Annotated in this window: 19 protein-coding genes and 1 tRNA gene; 15 read left to right on the plus strand and 5 right to left on the minus strand. The window is 63.3% G+C overall.

What is annotated here, in order from left to right; translation table 11 throughout:
* Positions 1–397: 397 nt before the first annotated feature.
* From LB558_RS22465 to LB558_RS22480, 4 genes are all read left to right on the plus strand, one after another.
* Positions 398–577, plus strand: coding sequence for a DUF3606 domain-containing protein (locus LB558_RS22465; protein ID WP_023813816.1), 180 nt, complete (start codon positions 398–400; stop codon positions 575–577).
* A 261-nt stretch (positions 578–838) separates the two neighbouring features.
* Positions 839–1,282, plus strand: a complete 444-nt coding sequence (locus LB558_RS22470) for a GFA family protein (protein ID WP_224699545.1) — start codon at positions 839–841, stop codon at positions 1,280–1,282.
* Between the two features lie 94 nt (positions 1,283–1,376).
* Positions 1,377–1,613, plus strand: a complete 237-nt coding sequence (locus tag LB558_RS22475) for a DUF982 domain-containing protein (protein WP_023813818.1) — start codon at positions 1,377–1,379, stop codon at positions 1,611–1,613.
* 14 nt (positions 1,614–1,627) lie between these two features.
* Positions 1,628–1,873, plus strand: a complete 246-nt coding sequence (locus tag LB558_RS22480; protein ID WP_224699546.1) for a DUF982 domain-containing protein — start codon at positions 1,628–1,630, stop codon at positions 1,871–1,873.
* A gap of 308 nt (positions 1,874–2,181) precedes the next feature.
* On the opposite strand, the gene LB558_RS22485 is transcribed toward LB558_RS22480, so the two are convergent.
* Positions 2,182–2,490, minus strand: a complete 309-nt coding sequence (locus LB558_RS22485) for a hypothetical protein (protein WP_224699547.1) — start codon at positions 2,488–2,490, stop codon at positions 2,182–2,184.
* Between the two features lie 148 nt (positions 2,491–2,638).
* Here LB558_RS22485 and LB558_RS22490 point away from each other — a divergent pair, with 148 nt between their 5' ends.
* Complete coding sequence (locus LB558_RS22490; RefSeq protein ID WP_224699548.1) at positions 2,639–3,568, plus strand: alpha/beta fold hydrolase; 930 nt, start codon at positions 2,639–2,641, stop codon at positions 3,566–3,568.
* On the opposite strand, the gene LB558_RS22495 is transcribed toward LB558_RS22490, so the two are convergent.
* Positions 3,548–4,096, minus strand: a complete 549-nt coding sequence (locus tag LB558_RS22495) for an MgtC/SapB family protein (protein WP_224699549.1) — start codon at positions 4,094–4,096, stop codon at positions 3,548–3,550. The genes LB558_RS22490 and LB558_RS22495 overlap by 21 nt on opposite strands.
* 131 nt (positions 4,097–4,227) lie before the next feature.
* The gene (locus LB558_RS22500; protein ID WP_224699550.1) at positions 4,228–5,283 is read right to left on the minus strand and encodes a sensor histidine kinase; all 1,056 of its coding nucleotides are present in this window, start codon (positions 5,281–5,283) and stop codon (positions 4,228–4,230) included.
* A gap of 200 nt (positions 5,284–5,483) precedes the next feature.
* Between LB558_RS22500 and LB558_RS22505 the strand changes: the two genes are divergently transcribed.
* The 5 genes from LB558_RS22505 to LB558_RS22525 all read left to right on the plus strand — a co-directional run bounded on the left by LB558_RS22505 (position 5,484) and on the right by LB558_RS22525 (position 7,707).
* The gene (locus LB558_RS22505) at positions 5,484–5,966 is read left to right on the plus strand and encodes a pyridoxamine 5'-phosphate oxidase family protein (protein WP_224699551.1); all 483 of its coding nucleotides are present in this window, start codon (positions 5,484–5,486) and stop codon (positions 5,964–5,966) included.
* A gap of 381 nt (positions 5,967–6,347) precedes the next feature.
* On the plus strand, positions 6,348–6,641 hold the full coding sequence (locus tag LB558_RS22510; protein ID WP_224699552.1) for a hypothetical protein: 294 nt from the start codon (positions 6,348–6,350) through the stop codon (positions 6,639–6,641).
* Positions 6,642–6,724: 83 nt separating this feature from the next.
* Positions 6,725–6,798, plus strand: a tRNA-Gln gene (locus tag LB558_RS22515).
* A gap of 318 nt (positions 6,799–7,116) precedes the next feature.
* On the plus strand, positions 7,117–7,302 hold the full coding sequence (locus LB558_RS22520; RefSeq protein ID WP_224699553.1) for a hypothetical protein: 186 nt from the start codon (positions 7,117–7,119) through the stop codon (positions 7,300–7,302).
* A 198-nt stretch (positions 7,303–7,500) separates the two neighbouring features.
* Positions 7,501–7,707: a hypothetical protein gene (locus LB558_RS22525; protein ID WP_013530768.1), complete on the plus strand. Its 207-nt coding sequence runs from the start codon at positions 7,501–7,503 to the stop codon at positions 7,705–7,707.
* A gap of 89 nt (positions 7,708–7,796) precedes the next feature.
* Here LB558_RS22525 and LB558_RS22530 read toward each other — a convergent pair whose 3' ends face one another.
* Positions 7,797–8,039, minus strand: a complete 243-nt coding sequence (locus LB558_RS22530) for a hypothetical protein (RefSeq protein ID WP_224699554.1) — start codon at positions 8,037–8,039, stop codon at positions 7,797–7,799.
* Between the two features lie 281 nt (positions 8,040–8,320).
* Here LB558_RS22530 and LB558_RS22535 point away from each other — a divergent pair, with 281 nt between their 5' ends.
* Positions 8,321–8,638, plus strand: a complete 318-nt coding sequence (locus tag LB558_RS22535; protein ID WP_224699555.1) for a hypothetical protein — start codon at positions 8,321–8,323, stop codon at positions 8,636–8,638.
* A 103-nt stretch (positions 8,639–8,741) separates the two neighbouring features.
* Here the strand turns inward: LB558_RS22535 and LB558_RS22540 are convergent, their stop codons facing one another.
* The gene (locus tag LB558_RS22540; protein WP_224699556.1) at positions 8,742–9,611 is read right to left on the minus strand and encodes an SDR family oxidoreductase; all 870 of its coding nucleotides are present in this window, start codon (positions 9,609–9,611) and stop codon (positions 8,742–8,744) included.
* A gap of 103 nt (positions 9,612–9,714) precedes the next feature.
* Between LB558_RS22540 and LB558_RS22545 the strand changes: the two genes are divergently transcribed.
* From LB558_RS22545 to LB558_RS22560, 4 genes are all read left to right on the plus strand, one after another.
* A complete protein-coding gene (locus LB558_RS22545; protein ID WP_224699557.1) occupies positions 9,715–10,605 on the plus strand; it encodes a LysR family transcriptional regulator in 891 nt (296 codons plus the stop codon).
* Between the two features lie 110 nt (positions 10,606–10,715).
* The gene (locus LB558_RS22550) at positions 10,716–10,889 is read left to right on the plus strand and encodes a hypothetical protein (protein WP_224699558.1); all 174 of its coding nucleotides are present in this window, start codon (positions 10,716–10,718) and stop codon (positions 10,887–10,889) included.
* A 131-nt stretch (positions 10,890–11,020) separates the two neighbouring features.
* Entirely contained in the window at positions 11,021–11,266 is a 246-nt protein-coding gene (locus tag LB558_RS22555; protein ID WP_127255581.1) for a DUF982 domain-containing protein, read from the plus strand.
* Between the two features lie 70 nt (positions 11,267–11,336).
* On the plus strand, positions 11,337–12,338 hold the full coding sequence (locus LB558_RS22560) for an aldo/keto reductase (protein ID WP_224699559.1): 1,002 nt from the start codon (positions 11,337–11,339) through the stop codon (positions 12,336–12,338).
* The last annotated feature ends 130 nt before the right edge of the window (positions 12,339–12,468 follow it).

Here is a 12,468-nt window from a genome sequence, read left to right on the forward strand (position 1 = left end):
TGCCGCTGCAACGATTTTGGGCGGGCTGAATTTGCGAACAAGCGTCAGGTTTGGGGCGATATCGCATGGCGTGCGGTCGGCGACGCTGGAATGCAGCGGCTGCGGCGGCGCTGGCCAGGTCTTCCAATGTCCGCGCTGGACGAGTTCCAACGGCCATTGCTGCCCTGCCGGCACCCACCGGCGCGGCTGCCCCGGCCGGAGCGCGGCATGCTCCGAATGTGACGGCGACCACGCTGCCGACGCCGACCCCATGCGGCCATCGGCCTGACAGGCCGTTTGCAGGCCTGGCCATGTCGCCTGGTGGAACCCGGCGGCGCCGATCTGTGTTATGTCGTGCTGATCGCGGGCGCGCCGAAGGTTTTGCGCGTTTGCCCGACAACAGAAAGCGAGGCCTGAGATGGCTGACGACAAGTCGAAGACGAAACAGGACCGCAAGCAGGTCTCGAGCGAAGAGCCCTACGAGGTTGCCGCCTTTGCCCGCAAATACGGCATCCCGCCAAGCGAGGCACAGACCATCATCAAGCGCTACGGCCCCTCGCGCAAGAAGCTCGACGCCCATATGGCAGCCCGCGGCTAGCCGCCCGAAAGTGGATCCCGGTTTGGGAGAACGAAACGACACGCATGAAGCGGGTCGTCCGCATTCGTTCGGACGCGGGACGCTTTAGGGCCGAAACCATTTCGCGCGGGCGGCGTTGAAGACGCTGCGGGCCGCGTCAACCGGGCCTGGTGGTACGGTGAACAGGATGTCTTTTTCCCGGTTTCTCATCCTGGCCAACGAAACGGCAGACGAGCATCTGTCCCACCCGGCCCGCAGCGCCACGCATTGAGGGAGGTCGTCATGTCCGACACCATACGCAGGACCGGCAGCTGCCTGTGCGGCGGCGTGCAGTTCCAGGTCAGCGGCGCGCCGCTGCGCGTCGGCCTGTGCCATTGCAAGGATTGCCGCAAGGCCGGTGGTTCGGTCTATTCGGCCTTTGCCATCTGGCCGCGCGAGGCCTTCGAGACCACCGGCCTCGTCAGCTCCTATGGCACGCGCAGCTTTTGCCCGACATGCGGCGGCCGCGTCGCCTGGGTCGACGACAACGAGGCCGAGGTGGCGATCGGCAGCCTCGACATCGCGCCGACCGATCTCGTGCCCGAATATGAATTGTGGACCTCCAGGCGCGAGACCTGGCTGCACCCTCTGCCCGGCACCGAACAGTTCGAGCATGACCGCCCAGCGGCCCACAACGCCGAAGCGCCGACACCGAGATCGCTGTCGGACATCGACGCTGAGATTTGATCTTTGGGCAAGGGAACCCTGCCCTGCCGCCGACGTTACCGGGTGCCTCTCACGCATCTCGCCCGGCGACTTGCGGCAATCATGGAGACGACCGTTGAACGACAAGATGTTTCCCCGCCCCATCAGGCTGAAATTCGCGCCTGAGCGCGAGCGCATCATCCGCAGCGCCTGGGAAGGCCTGGAATGCCTCGGCGACTGGCCGGCTGGCCAGGGACGGCGCTACCGGGCGGCGTTGCGCAGCTGCCGCGATGCGCTGGACGGCTGGACGCCGGCGGAAAAAGCGATGCGGGCGATGATCGACGCCGCGCGCGAAGCGAAACTCCTCCAGTAATTGGAAAACAGGACATGTCCGAGCTCATTTTGCCCACACCGATGCGGATCAAGCCGCATGGGTCGGACACGATCCGCGACGTCGCCACGCTCAAGGATGCCAGCGAAATCCTGATCGACTGGCCGCAGGCCAAGCGCGGCCCGTTCTACCAGGCGGCGCGCGAGAAGGTCGAAGCCGCCCTGGAAACCAAGGCAGGTGCTGCCGAGGCACAGGAAGCCTTCGCAGCGCTCTGCAGCCACGCCGGCGTCTTGGTTCGATAGCGGTTCCATCAAAAGAAGCAGGCGGGGCATCGTGCCTCGCCTGCTTCGTGCAAATCGGTCCTGATTCCGAACAATCGATCCGATTATTCCGCCGGTAGCTCGCCCTGTACGACCGGGTGAGAAGTTTCGAAGCCAAAACTCTTCGGAGCCAGCAGAATCAAGGCAATCACAATGGCAATCGAGGCAAGCAACGTGGCCGTGGTCGCAATATCTCTCACGATAATCTCTCCAAATTCAAGTCGTGAGAGAAACGCTCCCGAGAAAACGAGGTTCCATTAGCTTGCGCGATAATACCAGCGGACCGGCTTTTATTGTTTCGGCGGCTGAGGCGGCACGTCACCCGGCTTGATCACCGGCGTCTTGCCTTCGTCGGGGGCCGGCGCCGCCATACCCTGGTCGCCCGTCGGGGGCGGCTTGAGCACGCCGCCGCAGTCGTTGAGCTTCGCGGTCAAATTGTCGTTATCGGCCTGCTGTCCAGGCTGCTGTTTGGCCCCTTGCTCGGTCTGAGCCCTGCATTTGTCGGGCTGCGGCGCCTGGCTGTCGTTCTGCTGCTGGGCCGCGGCGGGCACTGCCAGCGCCAGCATAAGGCCGAATGAAATGATGGCGAGAGTTCTCATCGCTGCCTCCTTCTTTCGTTCCACGGGTCGCCTGCGGCGACCTTCCCTTCACAGGGACAACGCCTGTCGATGAAAAAGGTTGGCCGCCTCGCCGGGCGGCATTGCAACCAAACCCGTTTGCCGGCCGTTGCGCGTGCCGGAGGCCATCATGTTCGAAGGTTTTCAAGGCGCGGAAATCGACACCGGCGATGCCGGCATATTCTGCCTGCGTGACGGCGGCGGGCCGCCATTGCTATTGCTGCACGGCTTTCCGCAGACACATCTGATGTGGCGCGACATCGCGCCCGCTCTGGTCAGCCGGTTCAGCGTCGTCTGCGCCGATTTGCGCGGCAGTTCCTGTCCGGCGTCCGCTCCGGACCACGCACCCTATGCCAAGCGCGCCATGGCGGACGATTTGGTGAGGATGATGGAGAAGCTGGGTTTCAGCAGCTTCATGGTCGCCGGCCATGATCGCGGCGGGCGTGTCGCCTACCGCATGGCGCTCGACCATCCCGACAGTATCGCCAGGCTCGCCGTTCTCGACATCGTGCCAACCATCGATGCCTGGGAACGGGCCGACGCCAGGCTGGCGCTGGGCTATTGGCCATGGTCGCTGCTGGCGCAGCCCGAGCCACTGCCGGAAAAGATCCTGTCCGGCGCCGCCGAGGCGATCGTCGACAATGCGCTCAACGGCTGGGGCTCGTCGCCCTCGGCGTTTCCAGCCGAAGTGCGTCAGGCCTATATCGAGGCCTTGCGCACGCCTGCCCACGCCCATGCCATCTGCGAGGAATATCGGGCGGCAGCCACGCTAGACCGCGAGCACGACCGTTCGGACAAGGCTGTCGGCCGGCGCATCCGCTGCCCGCTGCTGGCGCTATGGAGCGGTCAGGGCGCGTTGGCGGATTGGTATGCCGGCGAAGGCGGGCCGCTGGCGCTGTGGCGCGGCTGGGCCGACGATGTGCGGGGCCAGGCGATGCCGGGCGGACACTTCTTTCCCGAGGAGAACCCGGCGCGGACGGCCGATCTGCTGGCCGGCTTCTTCGGTGAAACCAGTCACGGCATCTCCCGGCGATCGGAATTACCTTCGCCCTCTCCCTGATGGCGCCGAAGCCGCCTCTTTCTCTGCCTTTGCCTGACTGCCTTCATCACCGGCGGCAAGGCCAGGTCCGCGTCCGAACCGGTGCAGAAAGCCGGCAACGACCAGCACGATCAGCGTGCCGAACCCGGCCACCTGCCAAAGACCCAGTCCGCAGGCGACGCCGATCGCGCCCGCCAGCCACATGCCGGCGCCGGTCGTCAGCCCATGCACCTCGCCGCGCGAAAACATGATCGAGCCGGCTGCGAGGAAAGCGACGCCGGCGGTCACCGCCTCGACCACCCGGATCGGATCGACCTTGACGGCTTCCCGCGCGAACATCGGTGCATGCACGATCTCGATCGTCAGGATGCCGAAGGTGGCGGCTGCCACGCAGACGAGAATGTGCGTGCGAAGCCCGGCCGGGCGGTTGCGCCATTCGCGTTCGAAACCGATGATCGCGCCGTAGAGCGTCGCCAGCAACAGCCGCGCCGCAATGACCGGAAACGAGGTGTAGGTCGAATGGCCGAATTCCTCGACGAGCTGTTCCATGATGTCCCCTCCGAAAGCCTGACGCCACAACGCGGCCGCCGGGTCACGGTTCCTGAATTCACAGCCAGATGCGGCAAGGATGCGGCCGTTTTGGAAAACGTCGGGGTGTTGACGGAACGACCCTCAAGGGCTCAGGAAGGCCCGGTTTCAGGCAGGTCGGTGCCGAGCTGCGGAACGATGATCGAATCCAGCGGCGCCGTCAGCGACCAGCTGAGATGGCCCGGGCTGCGGTCCAGCACAGCCGAACCGTTCAGCGATTGCGGCGCGACCCGTTGCAGGACGACGGTGCCGAAGCCCTTGCGCGTGGTTTCGTCCCGCCGCTCCCCCTCACGCACTGGCATCGTCTCGTCCCAGAGCAGATGGATTTGCCGCTTGTCCGAAACGCCTTCGACGATCCGCCAGGTGATCTCGAGCCGCCCGACCTCGCTCGCCAGCGCGCCATATTTGGACGAGTTGGTGCCGAGCTCATGAAATGCCATGCCGAGATTCTGCACGGCGTTCGGCTGCAGGGTCAAAAGCGGTCCGGAGAGCGATACCCGCGCCTCGTGGCCGAACGGCTTGAGCTGCTCCTGGGCGAGGTCGAAGAGGCTGGCCCCGGCCCATTCCGAGTTCACCAACAGATCGTGCGACCGCGACAGCGCCATGATGCGGGAACGGATCATTTCCTCGAACTCGCGCGGATCGGTCGAGCGTTTGCTGGTCTCCCTGATCATCGAAAGGATCACCGCGAACTGGTTCTTGACGCGATGGTTCACCTCGCGGAGCAAAAGCCTGATCCGGCGCTCGCTCTCCTTGCTGGCGGTGATGTCGCGGGCGATCTTCGAGGCGCCGATGATATCGCCGGACGCATTCCTGATCGGCGAAATGGTCAGCGACACGGCGATGAGGCCGCCATCCTTGCGCCGGCGGATCGTCTCATAGCTGGCCAGCAGTTCGCCTCTGCGAACCCGGCTGATGATGTCGGTCTCTTCGTCTTTGAGATGATCGGGGATGAGCATGAGCACGGACCGGCCGACGGCCTCTTCGGCGGTGTAGCCGAACATGCGTTGCGCGGCCGCGTTCCAACTGGTGATGATGCTGTTCAGATCCTTGCTGACGATGGCGTCAAAGGATGAATCGACAATTGCCGCCAGCCGCGCATCGGCGGTGATGGCGATTAAGGCATCAAGGCCCGCCAAATCTGTCACTGTCGACCCCTTCTCCCTCACACGCGCAGTGCGCGCATGGCCCCCAATGCGCCGCGGTGCGTTTTGGTTGCAATTCGCCTCCAACATTCCTCCCAGGAGAGTTTCCGGGCAGTTCACCGCCGGAACCTTGCGCGCTTGCGCGAGTTGCACCCGACACCCCATGGACGGCTCAATAAGACGGCTCAATAAGGAGACATACAATGAGCGACGGCAACAGCGATCTCGACCGGGTCTGGAAGCTGATGGACAGGATAGGTTTCTGTATGCTGGCCACCCGCGAAGGCGATGACATCCGCTCGCGACCGATGGCGGCGCATGTGGTCCGCGACGAAAACGCCATCTACTTCCTCACCGATGTCGACAGTCACAAGGACGACGAGATCGAAGCCGAGCCCAATGTCGGTCTCGCCTTCGCCGATTCAGGCGGCCAGAAATATGTTTCCGTCAGCGGTCTGGCGGCGGTTTCGAACGACCGCGCCAAGATCAGGGAGCTGTGGTCGACCCCGGCCAAGGCCTGGTGGGACAGTGCCGATGACCCTTCGATCCGCGTCCTTACAGTGACGCCGAAAGATGCCCAGTATTGGGATAGTCCCGGAACCGTGGTCAGCTATGTGAAGATGCTGGCGGCAGCGGTCAGCGACAGCCGCCCGGAAATCGGTGACACCGGCAAGGTCAGGATGTAGCCGCACGGCGTTGAAAAATCAGGACATCGATCAGATGTGCGAATGCCGGTGGGCCGCAGGGAATATCGCGGTGCGGCACACCGGTGCCGATCAGTCTGGTTTGGGAGGGTCAGGGGCATTCGGTGCCGGATCGGCGTCGGCATCCCTTTGCGGACAGTCCTCATAGCTGTGGTCGCGCCCGCCGCAGAAGGAACAGCACATGGCCTCGCGATCCCCGTTTCCGGGCCGCCATTGCGGGGTTTCGTAAGGCTTCCTGCCGTCCATCCCCAGCAATGCACGACGGACCATTTGGTTGCGCCGCCACAGATGGCCAGCCGGCGGTTGCGGAACCACCCGCCGGGATGCGAGTTTCGGCCAGTACATCCATTCGAGGAAATAGCCATGCCGATGCGCCGAATTGCCTTGATGACGGCAGCGATCCTGCTGGCCGCGACCGGCCTCGCCGAAGCCAGGCCCGATACCCGCACGATGAGTTGCGACCAACTCCGGCAATTGCTCCAAAGTCACCATGCCGTGGTGCTGACCACCGGCCCCAACACATATGACCGCTATGTCAGGCAGTTCGGCAACGAATGCGACTGGCCGGAGGTGCCGATGTCGGCCTATGTCCCGACCCGTGACCGCAGTTGCCCGGTCTACCGCTGTGAGGAACCTGTCACCAACTTTCCGGACTGATATCGCGCCCCCGGTCGGCTTTGCCGTCGCAGTGCGTTGATCCCGGCGCGCGAACCGGCTAGGGGTGATACGCAACTTGCCTTTCCCGCTTCGTCTAATGGTAGGACAGCGCCCTTTGAAGGCGTGAATCGTGGTTCGAGCCCATGAGCGGGAACCAGCAAGCAACCAAGCGCTCGCTTGTTCGAAGCTGCGCGCAGAATGGCCAGCCGGCTTCATCGCATTAGCGCCCGCTTGTATTTCGCCCGAAACAGGATCATCATCCAGGCCGCAAGGGGCTTGAAGGTGCAGCGCCATGGAACTGAGTTGCTTTGACGGGGGCGTCCTTGCGTCGACGATGTCCCTGAACGTCACGGCGGTTTTCATAATCCTGGCCGCGTTTGCCGCATTTCGGCTGGTTGCGATGTCAGGCGAAGGTGCTGTCGACCAACTCCAGACGGCGTAGCCCGCAGAAACCTCCCGTTCAGGAGAACGGCATATGGCCGCGAGAAAGGTGATAGCCGTCAAGGACTGGTCTTGCGGCATGAGCGACGAGCTTGGCCGCGTCGTCCTGACCATCAACCCGACCGAGGGCGAGCCAATCCTGGTTTTGATGACAATTTTCCAGGCGGCAAGGATGGCCGGGGAATTGCGGACCCCGAAACTCGTCCCCATACCTCGGTAACGCAGCGCGCCCTCGGCAAAGCGGATCAAGCTCGGGGCAGCCCCAACGCCCTCCCCCAGCGAGCCCTATTGCTCCGCTACGATGAACAATGGAGCAATTACTGCTTTACGGATTCGGGCGCCATTAAGTTGCATCCGGCCTCCTGAAACCATTTCGCGGACCCGGCGTTGACCACCGGGCCGACACAGGAGACATCTCATGACCGTCAATTGCCGTATATCGATCGACAACCGGCCGGAGGCCACGGACGCCGTTTTCCAGGCGGTTCCCCGGATCGGCGAAAGCGTTGCGCTGTCGATCGATGGAACCACGCAGGATTTGCGGGTATCGCGCGTCGTGCACGTCACAAACGGCAGCCTGGAAGGTGCCGCGATCGTCGTCGAAGTGACGACCAACATCCTCTGAACCGAGAGTTCCCGTCCCGCTACGTCAGCCGGCGCCGTGTCGCGGCAACTGCCGACCGGCTGCGAGCGGCTCACGCGCAGTGAACCGCTCTACTCCTCGCCGCCGTCGGAAATGCTGTTGCCGCCGGCGGTTGGCAGGATGCCGAAGTCTTGCGACTTGGTCCCTTGCTCCGCCGTCAGGAAGCCGTCCGAGGCAAGACCGCGCCGCAGCAATTCCCTCACGGCGGCCGAACGGCTCGGCATGCGCTTGTCGAAGCGCCAGTTTTCCAGCGCCGCCAGTTCGTCTGACGTCAGCATGATCTGCAACCGTTCCGGGCGTTCCAGTTCAGTCATCGCGCTTCCCTCGCCTACGACCACGAATACATCGAATGAGTATTCAACTCACTCACCTCATAATTAGGAAACCGCTCCTAGCGCGTCAAGACCTCGCTATGGGTGAACCGCCTCTCATGCTCATCATGAGCTTGATAGGTATTCGGCGTAGGGCACACACTTGCGTAACTATGCTAACTGTTTGATTTATTTGGATATTATTTAATTCGTGACTTGCCAAGGCGAAGCCTCTGCCGCATTGTGCGTTCTGAACAGAAAGCCGTTCCCTTTGGGAGGTTTCGATGCGGTATGATTACTCGGCGCGACTGCGCAATGATGTCCGTTCAGCGGTCCAGATCGCCTTCAGGAAGAACGGGATCGTCAGCATCACGGCGGTGGCGGAGCATGTAAGGGTCCGGAATCTGGCCGAAAACGTCGCCCTCGAGGACGTCGAATACCTAGTCTTCCAAGCAGCCCAGCTGATTGGCGCCGCAATTGAATTCGACGGGCTCACCAATTTCGACGGCGTAGCTGGTCTGTTCGTGGACGGGCTCGGTGGCGCCGATGGCGAGCACGTGATCGCCCAACTCGACAGGCCTGGTCCGGCCACCCTGCAGTAGGGCAGTTCCGGCTGAACGCGCATCTGTCCCGCCCCGGTCAGGGGGCCTCCCCAAAAAGGCCGCCCTGCTGTTTCGTACCTTGGTGACGACCAGAGCTGTTCCGTCAGGCGGAGCCGGCGATTTGTGAGGCGAAGTCGCGATAGGGACGCAGCGGGCGGCCCAGAAGCGCGGTCAGGCGCTCGACGTCGCCGGCCTCGGGCAGCATCCCGTCGGTCAGGAACCGCTCGCCCATCAGGCGCATGTCGTACGCCATCCAGGCAGGCAGGAACTGCTTGAGATTCTGCTCGAAACCTTCGGTGTTGTCGCCGCCGTAGCTGATCGGGCGGGCAAGCACGTCGGACCAGATGGCCGCGATATCCGTCCCGGTCAGTGTCTGCGGACCGACGAGATTGATCCGCTCCGGCGCAAGCGGCTCCGCGGATCGTTCCCGGCGCAGGAGTTCGAGAGCGGCGATTTCGGCGATATCACGCACATCGATCATGGCGAGACCCTTGGCGCCGATCGGCATTGTATAGGTGCCGTAGCCGGTGATCACGTCTTCGATCATCAGGTCGTTCTGGATGAAGTAGGCTGGGCGCAGGATCGTGGCCTGGAAACCCATCTGCTCGATCATTCGCTCGACGCCGAACTTGCCGGCGAAATGCGGCACGTTCACATAGACGTCGGCATGGATGACCGAGAGATAGACAATCCGCTCGATGCCCGCTGATCGGGCGACGTTCAGGGCGACCAAAGCCTGGGTGAATTCGTCCGGCACCACCGCGTTCAAGAGGAACAGGGTGGAAACACCGGACATGGCTTTGCGCAGCGAATCGACATCGAGGAAGTCGCCTTGCGCGACCGATACGCCCGCCGGGAAGCTTGCTTTCGACGGGTCGCGGATGAGAGCACGGACATCGGCGCCGCGCTTGACGAGGTGCTCGACGACCTGGCGGCCAACATTGCCTGTGGCGCCGGTAACGAGGATGGTCATGGAATTTCTCCTGTTGGGTTGCTTGACAGGCCCAATATGTGTGGCTCACAAACATTCAAACAGGCCGAAATTTTAGACGTACCGTCTCACTGGTGGAACACTCATGGATCTTCTGGCCCTCACCGATTTCAACCTCGTTGCCCGCCATGGCGGTTTCGGCAAAGCGGCAAGAGCCACCGGCAGGCCCAAGGCAACGCTGTCCCGGCGGGTTGGAGACTTGGAGAGCAGCCTTGACCTGCGCCTGTTTGAACGGGGTGCGCGCAACCTGAAGCTCACCGAGGAAGGGCGCGCACTCTTCGAGCGGACGGGGAGCTTGCTCGCCGAGCTGGACGAGACGGCTGCGGAGATCGCCTCGGGCGGCCAGAGACCCAAGGGCAGACTGCGGATCAGCGCACCTATACATTTTTCTCAGACCGCGATGGGGAGGATCGCCGCGGGATTTACCCTCAAACATCCCGAAGTGAGGCTTGAGGTCACGACGGAGGACCGGTCTGTCGACATGATCGAGGAAGGTTACGACCTGGTGATCCGGGTCAATCCGAATCCCGACGAAAGCTTGATCGGACGGGCGTTTCTCCGCGACCGCCTGGTCGTTGTGGCGAGCCCGGACCTTCCGCGCCCGACCGGGGGACGGACCGCTCCTGGCGTTGCGCGCGGCACAGACGAACGGCAAACATGGCGCGTGAAGACCCAAGATGGCCAGTCGACGATTGCGGTCGAGCCTGTCCTCGCTCTGTCGACGCTGATCATGGTGCGGGATGCGGTGCGAGCCGGCGTCGGTGTTGGACGTCTCCCGATTTCCCTGGTGAGCCACGATCTGGCTGACGGCACGCTGGTGAATTGGGGCGACATCGATGGCCCGGAGATCGCTCTGTGGACGCTCTACCCCTCCCGGCGGCTTCTCAGCGCGCGCGTGTCGGCGTTCCTGGACTTTCTGAAACAGGCCTTCCCGAACGGGACGCCGGACGAACTGGCCGCCTATATCGGCAGGTGATGCCCGACCGCTTTTCGCCAGCAAGAACTTTATTTTTCGCGGAATGATTTCCGGTGGAACAAGTTGGGGCGACGAAAATTACCTTGTCGCCCTTACAAGTGGAGGACGTCGTGGAAGGCTTGCGCAGTCTCCTTGCCGAACTGTCAGCCAGTTGGCTCAAGCGCCGCAAGGCGCCCGCCACCTTGAACACTGTCAAATCCCGCCCCGCCCACCAGGCGATGCGGCAACGTGCCGCCCACAAACCCAAAAAACCGCCCACCCGCGACGTCGCCTCGAACATGTGAGCCGCGCGGACAAAGTGGGGCCGCCCAATGCCCTTGGGGGTATCGGCAACTCTCACGCGGATTGATTGGCATCGACGAAACCTTGAGCGGCCATAAGCGTTTATCGCTTCAGCCCAATCGAGGTGGTTCCAATGCAAACGGCATGGTTCTCCAAACCTGTGGCGGTTTCGGTCGGCGTCACCGGTTCCATCCACCATCTGTCCAATACACAGCAGGCCATTGATTTGCTCACCACACATTGGCGTGACGCAGGCAGCCCAAAGCATCAGTCCGCGCTGCGCGCCTGCCGGCGGGCAACGAGCGGCGATGTCGCCCCCGACATCGCCAGGGCGGCACTCGTCGAGGCCGCGCGTGAAGCCCACATCCTCATCGAATAGAGTGTCGATTGAATCGGCCAACGTCGACGCGGCTGCTATAGTCGCGGCATCCCCTCCTGGAGACCCCACCATGACCCTGAAAACACGCAAGCTCGGCAGCCAGGGGCTGCAGGTCTCGGCCATCGGCCTCGGCTGCATGGGCATGAGCCAGTCCTACGGCCCGGCCGACGAGGCCGAATCCATCGCCACGCTGCACCGTGCCATCGAACTCGGCTGCACCTTCCTCGACACCGCCGAGGTCTATGGCCCTTACGACAACGAAGCCCTGCTCGGCCGGGCACTGAAGGGCAAGCGCGACCAGGTGACGATTGCCACGAAATTCGGCTTCCGCATCGAAAACGGCAAGCAGGTCGGAACCGACAGCCGGCCCGAGCACATTCGAGAGGTCGTGGAAGCCTCGCTCGGCCGCCTCGGAACCGACCGTATCGACCTGCTCTACCAGCACCGCGTCGACCCGGCGGTGCCGATGGAGGATGTCGCCGGGGCCGTAGGCGAACTCGTCGCGCAAGGCAAGGTGCGCTTCTTCGGCCTGTCGGAGGCGGGTACGGTCAACATCCGCCGGGCGCATGCCGTGCATCCGGTGTCGGCGGTGCAGAGCGAGTATTCGCTGTGGGAGCGCAATCTGGAACCGGAGATCATCCCGCTGCTTGGCGAACTCAGCATCGGCCTGGTGCCGTTCTCGCCGCTCGGCCGCGGTTTTCTCACCGGCCAGGTCAAGCGCGCGGAAGACTATCCCGACGGCGATTATCGCCGCAACGACCCGCGCTACCAGGGCGAAAACTACGACGCCAATGTCGAGGCGGCCGCCAAGGTGAGCGACATCGCCGCTGCGCGCGGCGTCAAGCCCGGCCAGGTCGCGCTGGCCTGGCTGCTGGGGAAGGGCGACGGCTTTGGCATCGACATCGTGCCGATACCCGGCACCAAGCGCAGAAAATACCTGGAAGAGAACGTCGCCGCCGCCGAGGTCAAACTCGATCCCGCCGAGATGGCCGCGCTCGACGAAGCGCTCGCGCCGGGAAGAATCTCCGGCCCGCGCTATACCGAGCGGGGCATGGCGATGGTCGACCGGTAGGGGCGCCTGCTCCAGTGTCCGCGACAGTCTCGCCAAGGTCGTTTCGAATAGACCAGCTATCGAAAGCCCAGATGCTTCCGATAGCAGTGGGTTTCCACGGCGAACCTGCCGGCGACATCGTCCGGCAGCC

Origin of the sequence: Mesorhizobium sp. CO1-1-8 (genome assembly GCF_020164875.1) — a bacterium.
In the GTDB taxonomy this organism is placed as follows: Bacteria; Pseudomonadota; Alphaproteobacteria; order Rhizobiales; family Rhizobiaceae; genus Mesorhizobium.